At 63.1% G+C, this 17,021-nt stretch carries 12 protein-coding genes and 1 pseudogene; 4 read left to right on the top strand and 9 right to left on the bottom strand.

Going from position 1 to position 17,021, the window contains the following annotated elements; translation table 11 throughout:
- Nucleotides 1-121: 121 nt before the first annotated feature.
- Nucleotides 122-1,039 carry a membrane protein gene (locus tag X742_RS154760; RefSeq protein ID WP_023772417.1) on the top strand — a complete coding sequence of 306 codons (918 nt, stop codon included), beginning with the start codon at nt 122-124 and terminating at the stop codon, nt 1,037-1,039.
- 75 nt (nt 1,040-1,114) lie between these two features.
- Here X742_RS154760 and X742_RS154765 read toward each other — a convergent pair whose 3' ends face one another.
- From X742_RS154765 to X742_RS154800, 9 genes are all read right to left on the bottom strand, one after another.
- Nucleotides 1,115-2,512 (bottom strand): NAD(P)(+) transhydrogenase (Re/Si-specific) subunit beta, encoded by a 1,398-nt coding sequence (locus X742_RS154765; RefSeq protein ID WP_023772416.1) that lies wholly within the window; start codon nt 2,510-2,512, stop codon nt 1,115-1,117.
- 1 nt (nt 2,513) lies between these two features.
- Nucleotides 2,514-2,942: an NAD(P) transhydrogenase subunit alpha gene (locus X742_RS154770; RefSeq protein WP_023772415.1), complete on the bottom strand. Its 429-nt coding sequence runs from the start codon at nt 2,940-2,942 to the stop codon at nt 2,514-2,516.
- On the bottom strand, nt 2,939-4,213 hold the full coding sequence (locus tag X742_RS154775; protein ID WP_023772414.1) for a Re/Si-specific NAD(P)(+) transhydrogenase subunit alpha: 1,275 nt from the start codon (nt 4,211-4,213) through the stop codon (nt 2,939-2,941). The genes X742_RS154770 and X742_RS154775 overlap by 4 nt, the downstream gene beginning before the upstream one ends.
- 87 nt (nt 4,214-4,300) lie before the next feature.
- Complete coding sequence (locus tag X742_RS154780; protein ID WP_015314279.1) at nt 4,301-4,525, bottom strand: aa3-type cytochrome c oxidase subunit IV; 225 nt, start codon at nt 4,523-4,525, stop codon at nt 4,301-4,303.
- A gap of 163 nt (nt 4,526-4,688) precedes the next feature.
- Nucleotides 4,689-4,838 (bottom strand): DUF3096 domain-containing protein, encoded by a 150-nt coding sequence (locus tag X742_RS1000000172430; RefSeq protein WP_023772413.1) that lies wholly within the window; start codon nt 4,836-4,838, stop codon nt 4,689-4,691.
- Between the two features lie 1,378 nt (nt 4,839-6,216).
- Nucleotides 6,217-8,532, bottom strand: coding sequence for an EAL domain-containing protein (locus X742_RS154785; RefSeq protein WP_015314282.1), 2,316 nt, complete (start codon nt 8,530-8,532; stop codon nt 6,217-6,219).
- A gap of 137 nt (nt 8,533-8,669) precedes the next feature.
- Nucleotides 8,670-12,164 carry an indolepyruvate ferredoxin oxidoreductase family protein gene (locus X742_RS154790; RefSeq protein ID WP_023772412.1) on the bottom strand — a complete coding sequence of 1,165 codons (3,495 nt, stop codon included), beginning with the start codon at nt 12,162-12,164 and terminating at the stop codon, nt 8,670-8,672.
- Nucleotides 12,165-12,381: 217 nt separating this feature from the next.
- Nucleotides 12,382-12,915 (bottom strand): hypothetical protein, encoded by a 534-nt coding sequence (locus tag X742_RS154795; RefSeq protein ID WP_023772411.1) that lies wholly within the window; start codon nt 12,913-12,915, stop codon nt 12,382-12,384.
- Complete coding sequence (locus X742_RS154800) at nt 12,908-13,516, bottom strand: CGNR zinc finger domain-containing protein (RefSeq protein ID WP_023772410.1); 609 nt, start codon at nt 13,514-13,516, stop codon at nt 12,908-12,910. Before X742_RS154800 ends, X742_RS154795 begins: the two co-directional genes overlap by 8 nt.
- 143 nt (nt 13,517-13,659) lie before the next feature.
- Between X742_RS154800 and X742_RS154805 the strand changes: the two genes are divergently transcribed.
- The 3 genes and pseudogenes from X742_RS154805 (at nt 13,660) to X742_RS01000000170135 (ending at nt 17,015) form a co-directional block, all read left to right on the top strand.
- The gene (locus X742_RS154805) at nt 13,660-14,565 is read left to right on the top strand and encodes a branched-chain amino acid ABC transporter permease (RefSeq protein WP_023772409.1); all 906 of its coding nucleotides are present in this window, start codon (nt 13,660-13,662) and stop codon (nt 14,563-14,565) included.
- A 182-nt stretch (nt 14,566-14,747) separates the two neighbouring features.
- Nucleotides 14,748-15,332: a TRAP transporter small permease subunit gene (locus tag X742_RS154810; protein WP_023772408.1), complete on the top strand. Its 585-nt coding sequence runs from the start codon at nt 14,748-14,750 to the stop codon at nt 15,330-15,332.
- A pseudogene (locus tag X742_RS01000000170135) lies at nt 15,332-17,015 on the top strand (TRAP transporter large permease subunit). Before X742_RS154810 ends, X742_RS01000000170135 begins: the two are co-directional and overlap by 1 nt.
- Nucleotides 17,016-17,021: the final 6 nt, after the last annotated feature.

The following is a 17,021-nucleotide window of genomic DNA, read 5'->3' as shown; positions in this document are numbered from 1 at the left end:
CAGTGTCCATCACAATTTCTTGCAGGAGGCTTTCATGGGACGCGGCATTCTACTCTGGTTGCTCGGCATTCCGATTCCGATCATCATCCTCATCATGCTGTTCGTACGGTAGGGGGCGTCGATGCAGTCCACCCTATCGGCTGTCGACGTATCCGCTTCCACGGAATCGTCCTCCACCGCCGTCAGTTGGGGACCGATCATCGCCGGCGCTTTCGCGGCCTCGACGTTGACGTTCATCCTCATGTTGCTCGGCTCAGGCCTTGGGCTCAGCATGGTTTCACCATGGTCGGGGTCTGGCGCGTCGATCACCACCTTCGCGGTTTCCACCGCCGTCTGGCTGGTGATCGTGCAGTGGCTGTCCGCCGGTGTAGGCGGCTACCTTGCGGGCCGGTTGAGGACCAAATGGGTCGGCATCCACACCGATGAAGTCTATTTCCGTGACACCGCGCACGGGTTTCTCGCCTGGGCGCTAGCCACCTTGCTGGTCGCCGGCGTGCTTGGCTCGGCGCTTTCCGCCGCGATTGGTTCAGGTGTACAGGCCGCGTCCACCGTGGCCTCGGGAGCCGCCATGGGCGCGTCGGCCGGGGCCTCGGCGAATGCCAGCGGTGCATCGACCGACAATGCGACCTCCTATCTGGTGGATTCCCTGTTCCGCCCGGCCGATCCGGCCAAGCTCGCCGCCGCCAATCCTGCTGACGAAGCCGCGGCGGCCGGGCAGGCCTCGCGGATCCTGATCGCCGGCGCCGTCGCCGGCGACGTCTCGGCGGAAGACAAGACCTATCTTGCGCAATTGGTCGCCGCACGCACCGGCCTTTCCGAGGCTGATGCCAAGACGCGTGTCGACACGGTGCTGGCGAAGGCGCAGGACGCAAAGGTCAAGGCGAAGCAGGCGGCCGACACGGCCAGGAAAGCAAGCGCCACTTTCGCTCTTCTCGGCGCCTTGTCGCTGGTTATCGGCGCCTTCATCGCCAGTGCGGCCGCGGCGCTCGGCGGCAGGCAGCGCGATGACGAGGAAGCGGTGTTCCTGACCAACGGCTGAAGGCAGCATCACGCCAAAATTATAGAGCCCGGCATCGCGCCGGGCTCTTTCTATTCGACGGTCAAGATCGGCCAGTCAGTGATCCATTGCCTTGACGATTTCCTCGGTCATCTTCTTGGCGTCGCCGAGCAGCATCATGGTGCCGTCCTTGTAGAACAGCGTGTTGTCGATGCCGGCATAGCCGGAGCCGAGCGAGCGCTTGACGAACAGACAGGTGCGGGCCTTGTCGACGTCGAGGATCGGCATGCCGTAGATGGGCGACGACTTGTCGTCGCGCGCGGAAGGGTTGGTGACGTCGTTGGCGCCGATGACGTACGCGACGTCGGCCTGGGCAAACTCTGAGTTGATGTCCTCGAGCTCGAACACTTCGTCGTAAGGCACGTTGGCTTCGGCGAGCAGCACATTCATGTGGCCGGGCATGCGGCCGGCGACGGGATGGATGGCGTATTTGACGTCGACGCCATTGGCCTTGAGCTTGTCGGCCATTTCACGCAGCGCGTGCTGCGCCTGGGCGACCGCCATGCCGTAACCCGGTACGATGATGACCTTCTGCGCGTTCATCATCAGGTAGGCGGCATCATCGGCCGAACCTTGCTTGACGGTGCGCTCGATGCCGTCATCAGCCGCAGCGGCGGTCTCGCCGCCGAAGCCGCCGAGGATGACGGAGATGAAGCTCCGGTTCATGCCCTTGCACATGATGTAGGACAGGATCGCGCCCGACGAGCCTACCAGCGCGCCGGTGATGATCAGCGCAAGATTGCCGAGCGTGAAGCCAAGGGCGGCGGCCGCCCAACCGGAATAGGAATTCAGCATCGACACGACGACCGGCATGTCGGCGCCACCGATCGGGATGATCAGGAGCACGCCGAGCACCAGCGAGGCGGCAACGATCAGCCAGAACACCAGTTTCGATTCCGTGGTGACCAGCAGGACGATCAGTACGATCAGCGCCACGCCAAGCGCAGCGTTGATGACGTGACGGCCGCCGATCATGATCGGCTTGCCCGACATGCGACCGTCGAGCTTCAGGAAGGCAATGACCGAGCCGGTGAAGGTGATGGCGCCGATGGCGACGCCGAGGCTCATCTCGACCAGTGCCTGGGCATGGATGTCGCCATCCGTGCCGATGCCGAAGCTTTCAGGCGCATAGATGGCCGCGGCCGCCACCATGACGGCGGCAAGGCCGACTAGGCTATGGAAGGCGGCGACCAGCTGCGGCATCGAGGTCATGGCAATGCGGCGGGCGGTGACGGCGCCGATGCCGCCGCCGATGGCGAGGCCAAGCACGATCAGACCGAAACGGCCGGCGGACGGGGTTGCCAGCGCCAGCGTGGTGGCAATGGCGATGCCCATGCCGATCATGCCGTAGAGATTGCCCTGCCGGCTGGTGGTCGGATGCGAGAGGCCGCGCAACGCCATGATGAACAGGACGCCGGATACCAGATAGAGGAAGGAGGCGAGATTGACGGTCACGTCACTTGTCCTTCTTCTTGTACATGGCCAGCATGCGCTGGGTGACGAGGAAACCGCCGAAGATGTTGACCGAGACCAGCATCAGCGCGACGAAACCGAAGCCGGCGGCGACGCCGGAGGCCGCGATGCCGACGGCGAGCAGCGCACCGACCACGATGACCGAGGAGATGGCGTTGGTGACGGCCATCAGCGGCGTGTGCAATGCCGGGGTAACCGACCAGACGACGTAATAGCCGACGAAGATCGCCAGGATGAAGATGGCGAAACGGAAGACGAAGGGATCGATGGCCCCGCCCGACAGCGCGTGCGCGGCATCACCGGCCGCCTCGGCACCGCCTGGGGCATTGCCCAGGTTCTCCACCGCGAGCCGAACGGCAGCGCTTGCCTGGTCGAGCTGATCCAAGGCTTTCTGCAAGGTCTGGTCCATCACGCGGTCCCTTTCGGCTTCGGCGAGAGTGACTTGGATGCGGCTGTCTTCCCGGGCGCGACCTTCCTGGGCGCGGCCGTGGCGTCGGCGACCATGGTCGTGGCCGGGATCGCGGCCGGCTCGACATAAGGCTGCTGGTCGGCCTTGGCGAAGGCGGGATGGACCACCTTGCCGCCATCAGTCAGCATGGTTGCCTTGACCAGATCGTCCTCGCGATTGATGGCAAGCGTCTTGGTCGTCTTGTCGACGAGCGTCTCGACGAAGGCGAACAGGTTCCTGGCATAAAGCAGCGAGGCGGATGCCGCGATGCGACCTGGCACGTTGAGATGACCGACGATCTTCACGTTGCTGGCCGTGGTGACTATCTTGCCGGCCTCGGCGCCCTCGACATTGCCGCCACGCTCGACGGCGAGGTCGATGATCACCGAACCCGGCTTCATCGAGGCGACCATCGCCGCCGACACCAGCTTCGGCGCCGGCCGGCCGGGGATCAGCGCCGTGGTGATGACGATGTCCTGCTTGGCGATGTGTTCGGCGGTGAGCGCCGCCTGCTTGGCCTGATACTCCTTCGACATTTCCTTGGCGTAGCCGCCGGCCGTCTCGGCGGCCTTGAACTCCTCGTCCTCGACCGCGAGGAACTTCGCGCCGAGCGAGGCGACCTGTTCCTTGGCGGCGGGCCGAACGTCAGTGGCGGTGACGACCGCGCCGAGACGGCGCGCGGTGGCGATCGCCTGCAGGCCAGCGACGCCGACGCCCATGATGAAGACCTTCGCCGCCGGCACCGTGCCAGCAGCCGTCATCATCATCGGCAGCGCCCGGTCGTATTCGGCGGCTCCGTCGATCACCGCCTGGTAGCCGGCAAGATTGGCCTGGCTGGACAGGACGTCCATCGATTGCGCGCGGGTGATGCGCGGCATCAACTCCATCGAGAAGGCGGTGACGCCGGCTTTGGCCAAGGCCGCGAGAGCCGCATCGTTGCCGTAGGGATCCATGATGGCGATCACCGCGGCGCCAGACTTGTAACTCTTCAGCTCGGCATCCGTCGGCCGGCGAACCTTCAGCACGACATCGGCCTTGGCGACGTCCGAGGCCTTGCCGACGACAGCACCTGTCTTGGCAAACTCTTCGTCGAGGATACGCGAGCGTGTGCCGGCACCGGCTTCGACGACCACGTCGAAACCGAGCGCCGTCAGCCGCTTAACCGTATCGGGCGAAGCCGCGACACGCGGCTCGTTCGCGTCAAGCTCACGAGGGATGAAAACCGTCTGTCCCACCGCATGATCCTTTCGGCCGGAACCTGTCTGCGCGAAGTCTCGTCCGGGATATCCGGCGACATCAACCGCAAGAGGGTTTTGGAATGTCTATCGCAGAATGAAGGCGCCTACTGCCAGAATAAGCACGAACAGGATCAGCGCAGAGAAGAAGCCGCCCGCGAAGAAGCCGAAAGCCATCGCCAGGAGAAGCGCGCCGCAGAAGAGCGAGCCATATTTGGCCAGCGCCAGGAAGCCCGCATAGGTGCGGTCATGCTCGGCATAGTCCATCTTCGCGCCCAGTTCTACAGGACCGCTCGGCGTGTGCTCAGCCATAGGAATACCCCTTCGAAGACATCTTTCAGGCACATACCGAAAAGCTGGGCGCAGGGCAATGGCGCTATTGCCGCATCGCAGCCGACAACTCCCTCAAGGGAAAATTGAAACTGGCGGTCGATGCCCGCGGGGATGGCTTTTGCGCGAGGCCCTGCCCAGCGTCTCAGCCAACAAGGTGAGGAAAAAGCCCGAGCAGCCCAACCACAATCAGATAGAGCGCGACGATGTAGTTCAGGAGCCGCGGCATGATCAGGATCAGCACGCCGGCGATCAGCGAAATCAGCGGTGTGAGCGCGAGCGAGTGGATGGTCATGACCGTATTCCTTCCCACGAACAATGCGACAGGAGCCCGGGGCGAAATGCCCGTTGGGCAGGATCGCGGCGATACTCGATGGCGATGCCGCTCCCTATAACGGCGAAGCCGCGGGAAGGTTCAGATACAAGGACGACGCCCGTTCAAGCAGCATCGCGATAGTATTTCGCCGTCGGCACTATGGACAGCGGCGTCAGCCGGTTGATGGCCGGATTGGCGAACATCATCCGCTGTTCCACGGCTGTCGAGTTAAAGAACGGGAACCGTTCGAGTGTCTGGCGCAAGTTTTCGCCGCAGGGGATTTCGAACAGAGCGATCGGCGCAAGGACACCCGGGAACACCTTGCCCTCTGTCCTCTGAATGGCATGGAAGATACGAGCATAGTAAGCGGAATNGCAAGGACACCCGGGAACACCTTGCCCTCTGTCCTCTGAATGGCATGGAAGATACGAGCATAGTAAGCGGAATGCTCGATCTTGATCGGTGTAAGCACTGCAGTGAGACCAAAGTAAGAGGCGGCCACCATGCCAAGCCGGAGCGTCAGAAAAGGGAGAACTCCGGGCGCGGGCGCACTGTCGGCATCGGTTGCGAAGCGAGTCCCGTCGATGAACGTCTCTCCGCGGGCAAGCCGCTCGGCCAATATTTCCGGATAGGCGTCGACGGACGGTGAATAAGGGTGCTCTCGGGAAATGTAGTGGAGCCGTAACGTGCTGACCAGGTGTCCATCGAAATAGACGCCGAACCGATAGGAATTCGGCAGATTATCCCAGCGATCCTCGAACATCCCGCTGGCGATCGGGCCGCACATGCCCGATTGCAGGTAGGATTGATAGCGAAGGCGGTAGATCGCCTCCAGGTCCTCGCCTCCAGTGATGAGACGGTAGTCGACATGCTCCAGCAATTGCATGATCGACTGGTTCAGCGCCGACCCAGCATTGGAGCTAGCGCCAGCCCGCGCATCGTTTCTCGCAGCATCCATTCTCAAGTCCTCGTATCCGCCGGTAGACAGGCTATGCGAGTTGAAATGAGACACAAGCCGAAAATCGGACCCAACTGGTTTACCACTTGTTAACCTTAACAGCCGGAGATCCTTGGCTGCGGGGTGGTTGCTGAAGGAGCAGCCTGGACGTTCTAATCCAAGCCTTCCATTCCTATGAAGGGCGCTGCAAAGTTGGGCGCGAAAAGCACTGGAGCGTTCCGCTTTGACAGATGCACCGAGCCGGTCAAACCTTTTCGCTTCTTCAAAATCGGACCAAAACTACTGCGCGCTTTGCTTGGATTTTTTCGCGGCCGATAGAATATTCCGGCCCGCACCCGCGACACGATCCACGCAACGCGCTTATCAACTTCGGAGTGGCAAGAGATATACGATGAAAAGCTAGCCGACTGTGCGCTTGGCGGCGAGACGCAAATCCGCGGCAAACGGCCAGGTGACGTTCGACATCGTTTCGATGCCCGACGCGCTGAGCGCAGCGCCGAACAGGAAGCCTTGGACAAGATCCGGCTTCACCGAATGCATGAGGACCTTAAGCTGCTCGAATGTTTCCACGCCTTCGATGGTGACGGTGAGCCCCAGGACACGGGTCAGGTCGACGACGCCCTTCAACAGCTCGAGCGAGCGCGGGTTGTGGGTGACGTCCATCACGAACGACCGGTCGATCTTGATCTTGTCGAGCGGAAGCTTGTGGAGATAGCTCAGGCTTGAATAGCCGGTGCCGAAATCGTCGAGGGCGATGCGGACGCCAAGCTGCTTCAGTTCCTCGATATACTGGCGGGTCAGGGATTTGTCGTCGAGCAGCGCGGTTTCCGTGACTTCGATCTCCAGGCGGCTAGCGTCGAGGCCGGAGTTCGCCAACGCATCGCGCACCTTTTGGATGACGTCGCGGCTGCGGAAATCCCTTGCCGAGAGATTGACCGAGACGCTGGTCTGGTCAGGCCATTTGGCGCATTCGGTGCAAGCTGCATGCAGCACAAAGGTGCTGATCTCGGAAATGATGCCCATCTCCTCGGCCAGCGGAATGAAGATCCCGGGCGAAATCGGTCCGAGATCGGGATGGTCCCAACGGCAGAGCGCCTCGCAGCTGGCGATGCGCATGGTATTCATCGCCACGATCGGCTGGTAGACGACCCGCAGTTCCCTGCCTTCCACGGCGCTGCGCAGATCCGCCTTCATCAGCTGGCGATTGCGGAAAGCGGCATCCATCGCCGCCTCGAACAGCCGCCAACCGTTCTTGCCGAGTTCCTTGGCCTTGTAGAGCGCCAGGTCCGCCTTGACGATCATGGCGTCAACATCGGTTCCGCCGACCTTGGACAGCACCGCGCCGGCGCTGGCCTGAATCCGCAACCCGTGGCCCGCCACGTCGACTTCTCCCTGCAACTCGGCGAAAATCTGGTCGAGCAGGCTCTCCAGATGGCTTTCGTCATCGATGCGGTCGAAGAACAGCATGAACTCGTCGCCTCCGAAGCGGCTGACGGTGAGGCCCTGCCCGGCGATGGCCGCCAGCCGGTCCGCCACGGCGTAGATCAGCCCGTCGCCGACGGGATGGCCGAGCGTGTCGTTGACGCTCTTGAAATCGTCGAGGTCGATCACGGCGAGACCGCACAGGCGATCCCGGTCGCCGGAGGCCATCAGTTCGCCGACGAGTTCGTGGAAATAGGCGCGGTTGGGAAGGCCGGTGAGATTATCGTAGCGCGCCATGAAACGGATCTTTTCCTCCGCCTCAACGCGTGCCGTGACATCCTCGAAGGTGATCACGCCGAGTTCCTGGCTGCCTTCGCGCGCGGAGAATTCGTAATGCTGGCCGTTGGCGAGCGAAACAAGCACCTTGCGGTCCCTGCCCTCGCGCAACGCGCGCGTCAGCTGCGCCTCGACGTAGCGGCAGTCCTTCGGCGCCAACATTCCGCCGGCGACGCCGCGCATCAGAAGGCCGTGGATGGAGCGCCCGAGCAGCGCGTCGGCCGATTTCAGCGACATCAGGTGGGCGGCCTCTGCGTTGGCGACCGCGACGCGCCCATCAGGGCCAAGCATGACCAGGCCGTGCGACATGGTGTTGAGCGCGCGGTCGAACTTGCGCGTTATGCTTTTCGCCTGCTTGTGGCCGATGACCGCCGAAAACAGTACATTGCGAACATGGTCGGCGCTGTTGATGGTAATAAACGTCATCGGGAAGATCATTAGACCGAGGACCACGGACGGTGCATCCAGACGCAGCAGCAGCGCTAGCGCCGCCGGACCGATGAAGGTTACCGAAAAAATCCGCACCATGCGCGGAGACCCGTAATTGCGGGCGACAACCGTGACCAGGGTCGCCAGGGTCAGCGACATTGCCGCCAGTTCGGCGAATGGGTCGGGATACACATAGATCGACACGAAGCACAGCGCACCCAATCCGAGGCCCTGCAAGCAGCCCTTGAGGATGTAACTGCGCTCCAATCGGTGTGCGTGTTCGACATCGGCAATCACGCCGCCCGTCTTCAGGAAGCTGCGGATACCGAAATAACGCAGAAGGCTGATCGGCAGCAGAATAAAAGAAAAGGCCAGAAACAACGGATTTTGCGTGCGCAGATAGATCATGAATCCAAGGATCCAGTAGCACGCGCCACCGATCACCAACATGTGCGCGTTGTCGAACAACGACCGCACAAATTGGATATAGACATCCGCGGGGATGCTTTCGGTCTTTGTTTTGCCCATATGATCGGCCCAACGCTAAGCCTTGTCATGCCACAACCGCCTTAAGAAAGGCTTAGACAGAGGGCTTAAGCTATGGCTTCGGCCCGCCCGCCGCGACGAGAGGAAGCTGCGGCAGGCTTCGGGCCCGGGTGGGGAAATCACTCAGCTGCACTGAGAACCGGTACCGGCATGGTTTGGGTCAGTCGCTGGAGCAGTCTGGAGCGCTCGCCCGCCGCCTTTTCGGCGCTTGCCTGCCGGACATGGCCATAGCCGCGGATCAGCCCCGGGACCGAGACCAGGGCTGCCGCGGCCTCGATCTTGCCCGGCGCCAGCAAGCTGGCCACGAGCTGTAGATCGGCCTCGTACTGCGCCAGCAATTGCCGCTCCATGCGCCGCTCGGCGGTATAGCCGAACAGGTCGAAAGCCGTGCCGCGCAGGCCCTTCATCGCGGCCAGCAGGCGAAAGCCTTTCATCATCCAAGGGCCGAAGCTCGATTTCCTCGGTTTGCCGTCATTGCCGCGACGTCCCATGATCGGCGGGGCGAGATGGAATTCAAGTTTCTCGTAGCTCTGGAACTGCTTGCCAAGCTCGGCGGTGAAGGAGCCGTCGGTATAGAGCCGCGCAACCTCGTATTCGTCTTTGATCGCCATCAGCTTGAACAGGCTTTTGGCGGCGGCTTCGGTCACGTCGGTGGAACCCGGCACGGCCTTCGTTTCTGACGCTTGCAGCGTCGATATCCTGTCGGCGTAGCGCTTGGCGTAAGCAGCGTTCTGATAGGCCGTGAGGAACGCAACGCGGCGGGCGATGATATCGTCCAGTGTCTCGGCGACCGGACCGGCCTGTCCGGCCTTGTCGCCGAGGGTTGGGGACGGCTGGGCGATGAGGCCGCGTACGAAATCCGGCTGATGCGCGGCGCGGCGGCCCCAGCGGAAAGCAGCGATGTTCATCGCCACCGCTTCGCCGTTCAATTCGATTGCCTTTTCGACGGCTTCGGCCGAGAGCGGCAGACCGCCGTACTGGAAGGCAAAGCCGAGCATGAACATGTTGGCGCCCAGCGAATTGCCGAACAGGGCTGTGGCGGTGCGGGTGGCGTCGAAGAAATGCGCCTTGTCGTCACCGGCCGCTGAGCGGATAGCCTTCTTCAGGCGCTCGATCGGCAGCGAGAAATCGGACGATCGGGCAAATTCGCCTGGCATGATCTCGGCGGTGTTGGCGAGGAATATCGTATGCCCCTCTCGCACCGCCGTCAGCACCTTCTTGGCGCCCGACACGACGAGATCGCAGCCGAGCACGAGGTCGGCCTTCCCCGCCGAAACGCGGATGGCATTAATGTCTTCGGGTGTGCGGGCGATGCGGACATGGGTGAACACCGAGCCGCCCTTCTGGGCGAGGCCGGCCATGTCGATCATGCCGCAGCCCTTGTTCTCGAGATGCGCCGCCATGCCGAGCACGGCACCGACGGTGACGACGCCGGTGCCGCCTACGCCGTCGATAATCGCCGCCCAGCCCTCGACGCCGAGCGGGAATTCGGCTGGCATCGGCACGCCTTCAAGCGGGTCGGTCCCGCCAGCCAGGCCCTCGGCCTTGCGGATCTTGGCACCGTGCACGGTGACGAAGGACGGGCAGAAGCCGTTGACGCAGGAGAAATCCTTGTTGCAGCTCGACTGGTCGATCTTGCGCTTGCGGCCGAATTCGGTCTCGACCGGCTGGATCGAGACGCAGTTCGACTGGACGCCGCAATCGCCGCAGCCTTCGCAGACCAGCTCGTTGATGAAGACGCGCTTGTCGGGATCGGGAAAGGTGCCGCGCTTGCGACGACGGCGCTTTTCGGCGGCGCAGGTCTGGTCGTAGAGCAGGATCGATACGCCCTTGACGTCGCGCAGCTCGCGCTGGACGAGGTCGAGGTCGTCGCGGTGGTGGATAGTGGCGCCGGCCGGGAATTCAACCTTCCCGGCATATTTGTCGGGTTCGTCGGTGACGATGGCGATGCGGTCGACGCCCTCTGCCCGCACCTGCCTGGCTATCATGTCCACCGTCAGCCCGCCCTCATGCGGCTGGCCGCCAGTCATGGCGACGGCGTCGTTGTAGAGGATCTTGTAGGTGATGTTGGCCTCGCTCGACAGGGCGAAGCGGATCGCCAGCGTGCCGGAATGGTTGTAGGTGCCGTCGCCGAGATTCTGGAAGATGTGGTCGCGCCTGGAGAACGGCGCCTGGCCGACCCATTGCGCTCCCTCGCCGCCCATGGCGGTAAAGCCAACTGTGTTACGATCCATCCACAGCGCCATGAAGTGGCAGCCGATGCCGGCGGCGGCGATCGAGCCGTCCGGCACCTTGGTCGAGGAATTGTGCGGACAGCCCGAACAGAAGAAGGGTGTGCGCGAGCCGATGTCGGAGGCATCGGCCAGCATCGCCTGGAACTGGCGTAGCTTGGCTACCCTGGCCGAAATTTCTTCGGACGGGCCGATGGTCTTCAGGATCCTCTCGCCGAGCGCAATGGCGATCTCGTTGGGGTCGAGCGCCCCCTTGGCTGGAAACAGCCAGTCGCCGCGCTCGTCCTTCTTGCCGACGATGACCGGCTGCGAGGCCGTGCCGTAAAGGCTTTCGCGCAGTTGCACCTCGATCAGCGAGCGTTTCTCCTCGACGACAACGATGGTGTCGAGACCGTGGGCGAAGTCGGCGATGTGCTGCAGGTCGAGCGGCCAGGGGCAGCCGACCTTGAACAGCCGCACGCCGATGCGGTTGGCGGCCGCCTCGTCGACGCCGATATCCTCCAGCGCCTGGCGGACGTCGAGATAGCTCTTGCCCAGCGTGATGATGCCGAGTTTCGGATTGCGGCCGCCCGAATAGACGATCCTGTTCAGCCCATTGGCATGGATGAAGGCGGAGGCCGCGGCACGCTTGTGCTCATACAGCCGTTCTTCCTGGCCGAGCATGTCGATCTCGTGGCGGATGTTGAGGCCGCCCGGCGGCATATCGAAATCCGGGACGACGATGTTCAACCGTTCGAGCGAGGCATCGACCGAAGCCGTCGATTCGATGTTGTCCTTGACGCATTTGATCGCCGCCCAGGTGCCGGCGAAGCGCGACATGGCAAAGCCGTACAGGCCGTAGTCGATGATCTCCTGGACACCGGCCGGATTGAGGATCGGAACCATGGTGTCGACGAAGAGGAATTCGGTGGCGTGCGCATTGGTCGAGGATTCGGCCATGTGGTCGTCGCCCATGAGCGCAAGGACGCCGCCATGTCTGGACGAGCCGGCGAGATTGGCGTGGCGGAACACGTCGCCCGAACGATCGACGCCCGGCCCCTTGCCGTACCAGACCGAAAAAACGCCATCATGGGTGCCCTCGCCCAGCAGTTCCGTCTGCTGCGAGCCCCAGCAGGCGGTGGCGGCCAGCTCTTCGTTGAGGCCGGGCTGGAAAACGATGTCGGCCCCGGCGAGCTGCTTTTTCGCCTTCCACAGCTGCATGTCGAGACCGCCGAGCGGCGACCCGCGATAGCCGGAGACGAAGCCTGCCGTGTTCAGGCCGGCGCGGCGGTCCCGCTCGCGCTGCATCAGGAGCATGCGGATGACCGCCTGCGCGCCGGACAGGAAGATGCGCTCCTTTCCAAGATCGAACTTGTCGTCGAGCGCGACATCATGCAGCGTCATCAGGCATTTCCTCTGCGAAGGCCGCGCGGGGCAGCAGCCAACGTCGGGATCGGATGACGCATCCTTTCTTCCCTTGCAAGGCAGGTCAAACAAAATCGAAAGGACCGGCGAAGGCGCGACAAACAGTTCGGCGGGCGCTGGACCACGCGTGAAACGGTGCGCCGACAGCGCGATGGCGCACGAAATTTCCAGCCGAACTCGATGCCGTCGGAAGGTGTCAGCCGGCTTTCGAGCAGTCCGGCTTCGGCTCGCCCGGGAGCTTGCCGTCGGGATGGCCGACAAGGGCGGGATTGGCCGTGTAGAGCTGGTCGATGACCAGCGGCCGATCGGGCAGGATGGACTGGTCTTCCGTCGACATCAGCGTGGTGTCGAGGGTCTGCATGACCGCGCCGTCGGCGCCCTTGATGCTGATGGCGATGGCATAGGGCTTGTTCTTGACGACGCAGGTCAGCGCCGGGCTTTCCAGGCTGACCTTGTCGAGCTTTGGCCAGATCTTCTGCTCGACCACGATGGGATCACCACCGGCGGGGTTCTGGAAGCTGGCAACCGCCACCTGACCCTCGCCCATCGGCCGCAAGGGCCTCAGCGTCACGACATAGGTCGCCCTGGCGAGGCGGTAGTTGAAGACGAATATCTTGCCGGAAACTTCGAACAGCTTGCCTTCACCGCCGGTATCCCGGCAAGCGCCAAGCGTCATCGCTGCAATCAGTGCCGCGCCAACAACCGTCGAGCGGGAAAGAACTCTAGGCATTCCTGACCTCATTGGCCGCCATGCGGCGGCGATAGTGACGGCTTGCCTTTTGCCTGTTGCCGCACACCGCCATGTCGCACCAAAGGCGGCTGGAATTGCGGCTTCTGTCGACGAACAGCCAGGTGCAATTGGGACAGATCCTGAGCCTCGCTATGGTGTCGTCACGCAGCAGGGAAAGCGCCGAAACCGCCAGTGCCGCCTCGAAGGCGATCGGCGTCGCCGGATCGCCGAACGGCCGTCCCCGCGCCCCGATCTCGGTCTCGCCGGCGGCCAGGCCGTCGGCGCAGGACCGCAGGAATTCCGGCAGATCGGCGGTGGCGACCGCGCCTTTCGACACAGCGCCTCGAAACAGCCTATCAGTCGTCTCGCGGATCGACAGCACGACGGGCGCGATTGCCGCCGGCGAGGGCACCGCCAGCCGCCTGTCGCCAAGCTCGGCGGCGCGAAAGCCGCTGGCCGCGTCGGCGAAGCGGGCGATTTCGGCCGGATCGTCGAAGCGGTCGAACGTGCGCTCCGGATCGCCTCGCAGCACGACGGTGTTCGCCGTGTCGAGCGCGAGCAGACCGCCGGTGAAGCGGTGAGGAGTCCAGGCGACTGTCATTTCCGAAAATCTAACCGATAAATCGCGTTTGACAAGTTAGATTCGACGATGCAAAGCTCGGATGCGCAGGGGTATTGTCGCCTTGTCCGCTCCGCGCCTGTCCTATTTCCCTCTTGGGCGGGATGCTTCTGGTGTAGTCGAGCATGTTTTACTTCTTCCAGCAGGTGCTGAACGGGCTGCATTCGGGTGCGCTCTATGCGCTGCTCGCCTTCGGCTATGTGCTGACCAACGGCATTCTGCACCGCACCAACCTCGCCTTCGGGGCGCTGTTTGCCTTTTGCGGCCAGGCAATGATCCTGAGCGTCGCCTTCGGCTACCAGGTGCTGTGGCTGACGCTGCTGGCTTCGGTGCTGTTCGGCGTCCTCGCGGCGTTCCTCTATGCGGCGCTCATCAGCCATGTCCTGTCGCGCGGCGTCTTCGAGCCGTTGGCCGACCGATCGCCCAACGCCATCGTGGTGACGACACTTGGCATCCTGCTCGTCCTGTCGGAAGCAAGCCGCATCGCCGCCGACACGCATGATCTATGGCTGCCGCCGATGCTGGCCGAGCCCGTCGTTTTCGCCGAAGGTTCCGGATTCAAGGCGACGCTGACGCTGATCCAGGTGCTCGACTGCGCCGTGGTCGTGGCGGCGGTTGCCCTCGCCACCTGGGCATTTGCCCGCTCAAACTTCGGCCGGTGCTGGCGCGCCGTCTCCGACGACCCCAGGGCCGCCGCGCTGTGCGGCGTCGACGTGCGCGGCGTGTTCCGGCGTGCCGTACTGTTTGGCGGCTTCTGCGCCGCGCTGGCCGGGGTCATGGCCAGCCTCTACTACGGCAATGTCAGCTTCGGTTCCGGCCTTGTCTACGGTCTGAAGATCCTGTTCGTGACGGCCGTCGGCGGTTATCTCTCGCCGCCAAAGGCGGCGCTGGGCGCGGCCGTTTTCGGCATGGCCGAATCACTGTGGGCCGGCTATTTCCCAGTCGAATGGCGAGATGCCTGGATGTATCTGTTCCTGGTTGCCATGCTTATCCTGATCGGCGCCGGTCGCGACACCGGCAAGGTCGTCTGATCCCGTCAGACTTTGGTTGCATGACGTTTCGTCAGGCCGCGGTTTTCCAGGGTACCGCGCGCGCCAAATGGCCTGCATCCTTCCTCCCCGTGTTGACCAACCGGACCACGCACTGCATACGGTTGGGCCAGGCGGCGCGACGAAGAAGGGCGATCGCGCGTCACCGCATCAGGGAGGAATGCATGGCAGGGCTTCTCGCTCTATCCAGAACGATCGATCGTATGAACGAGTTCATCGGCAAATCGGTATCCTGGCTGATCCTGCTGGCGATCCTGGTGAGTGCGGCCAACGCTGTCATCCGAAAAGTGTTCGACACCTCGTCCAACGCCTGGCTGGAGCTGCAATGGTACCTTTTCGGCGCCGCCTTCATGCTGGCCGCCGCCTACACGTTGAAACAGAGCGAGCATATCCGCATCGACATCGTCTACGGCCTGTTTTCACGCCGCGCGCAGCACTGGATCGACCTCTTCGGCCACGTCTTTTTCCTGATGCCGTTCGTGACGCTGATGGTGTTCTATTTCGTGCCCTACGTGTCGCTGTCCTTTCACAGCGGCGAGATGTCGACCAACGCCGGCGGCCTGATCGTGTGGCCGGCCAAGGCGATCCTGCTGGTCGGCTTTTTCCTGCTCGCGCTGCAGGGCATTTCCGAGATCATCAAGAAGATCGCCATCATGCGCGGCGTCATTGAGGATCCCAACCCATTCATTTCCGTGCACGAACAGGCTGAACTCGAAGCCAAGGCGCTTGCCAAAGAGGTGCGTTCGTGATGGAATTCATCGCCCAGAACATGGCGCCGATCATGTTCGCCTCGCTGATCCTGTTCATGCTGATCGGCTATCCCGTCGCCTTTTCGCTCGCCGCCAACGGNGTGCTTTTGACGCCCTATTCGGGCGGCGCGATCAATCTCGCCTGGCCGCTGCTCTATGCGCTGCCTGACAATTTCTACGGCAGCCGGGTGATGTCGAACGACACGCTGCTGGCGATTCCGTTCTTCACCTTCATGGGCATCGTGCTCGAACGATCGGGGATGGCCGAAGACCTGCTCGACACGATCGGCCAGTTGTTCGGACCCGTCCGAGGCGGCCTCGCCTACGCGGTGATCTTCGTCGGCGCACTGCTGGCGGCGACCACAGGCGTGGTGGCGGCGTCCGTCATCGCCATGGGGCTGATCTCGCTGCCAATCATGCTGCGCTACGGTTACGACCGCCGGGTGGCATCCGGCGTCATCGCTGCCTCGGGCACGCTCGCCCAGATCATTCCGCCGTCGCTGGTGCTGATCGTTCTCGCCGACCAGCTCGGCCGCTCTGTCGGCGACATGTATGCCGGCGCCCTGATCCCCGGCCTGGTGCTGACCGGCCTATACACACTTTACATCGTGATCATGTCGATCGTCCGACCAAAGTCGATGCCGGCCCTGCCGCTCGAGGCGCGGACGCTCGGCCATGGCGTGGTGTCGTTGCTGATCGCGTTGATAGCGGCCATTGCGATCGCCTATGCCGCCTACCGTTACCTAGTGCCCGCTCATGGCGACAATGCCGATATTCTCGGCGCGACGGTCGGCGTCATCTTCATCTACATCGTAGCGATCCTCGACCGCAGCCTGAACATCAACATGATGTCGCGGTTGGCGCAGCAAGTCGTGATCGTGCTGATCCCGCCGCTGGCGCTGATCTTCCTGGTGCTCGGCACTATCTTCCTCGGCATAGCCACCCCAACCGAGGGCGGCGCGATGGGCGCGGTCGGCGCGCTGGCGATGGCGGCAATGAAGGGCCGGCTGTCGATGGATGTGATCAAGCAGGCGCTGGCCTCGACGACGCGGCTGTCGTCCTTCGTGCTGTTCATCNGGCGGCGAAGTCGGCTTCCTGATCGGCGTCAACATCCTGGTCTTCTTCCTCGCCTTCTTTCTCGATTTCTTCGAACTGGCCTTCATCATCGTGCCGCTACTGGCGCCGGCGGCCGACAAGCTCGGCATCGACCTGATCTGGTTCGGCGTGCTCCTGGGCGTCAACATGCAGACCAGCTTCATGCATCCGCCATTCGGCTTCGCGCTGTTCTACCTGCGCTCGGTCGCCTCCCGCGTGCCCTATCTCGATCGCCTGACCGGCAAGCAGATCGCGCCGGTGACAACGGGCCAGATCTATTGGGGCGCGGTGCCGTTCGTCTGCATCCAGGTGATCATGATCGGCCTGACCATCGCCTTCCCGCAGATGGTGATGCGCTACAAGGGCACGGCCGTCGATTCCGGCACGATCGACTACACGGTTCCCGAGGTGCCCAGCCTGTCGCCGCTCGGCGCGCCGGAAGGTGGCGGCGCGCCTGCCAATAGCGGCGCCGCAACGACGGCACCCGGCACGCCCGATCTGTCGCAGCCGCCGAATTTCGGCGATGCGCCGCCGGCCAAGCCGGCTGCACCCGCGCCGGACCTGTCGCAACCGCCGAGCTTCAATTGATGGAGA

This window comes from Mesorhizobium sp. LNHC229A00 (genome assembly GCF_000502415.1).
In the GTDB taxonomy this organism is placed as follows: domain Bacteria; phylum Pseudomonadota; class Alphaproteobacteria; order Rhizobiales; family Rhizobiaceae; genus Mesorhizobium.
The sequence above is the reverse complement of the archived record's forward strand: the minus strand, read 5'-3'. Positions and strand labels throughout refer to the sequence as shown.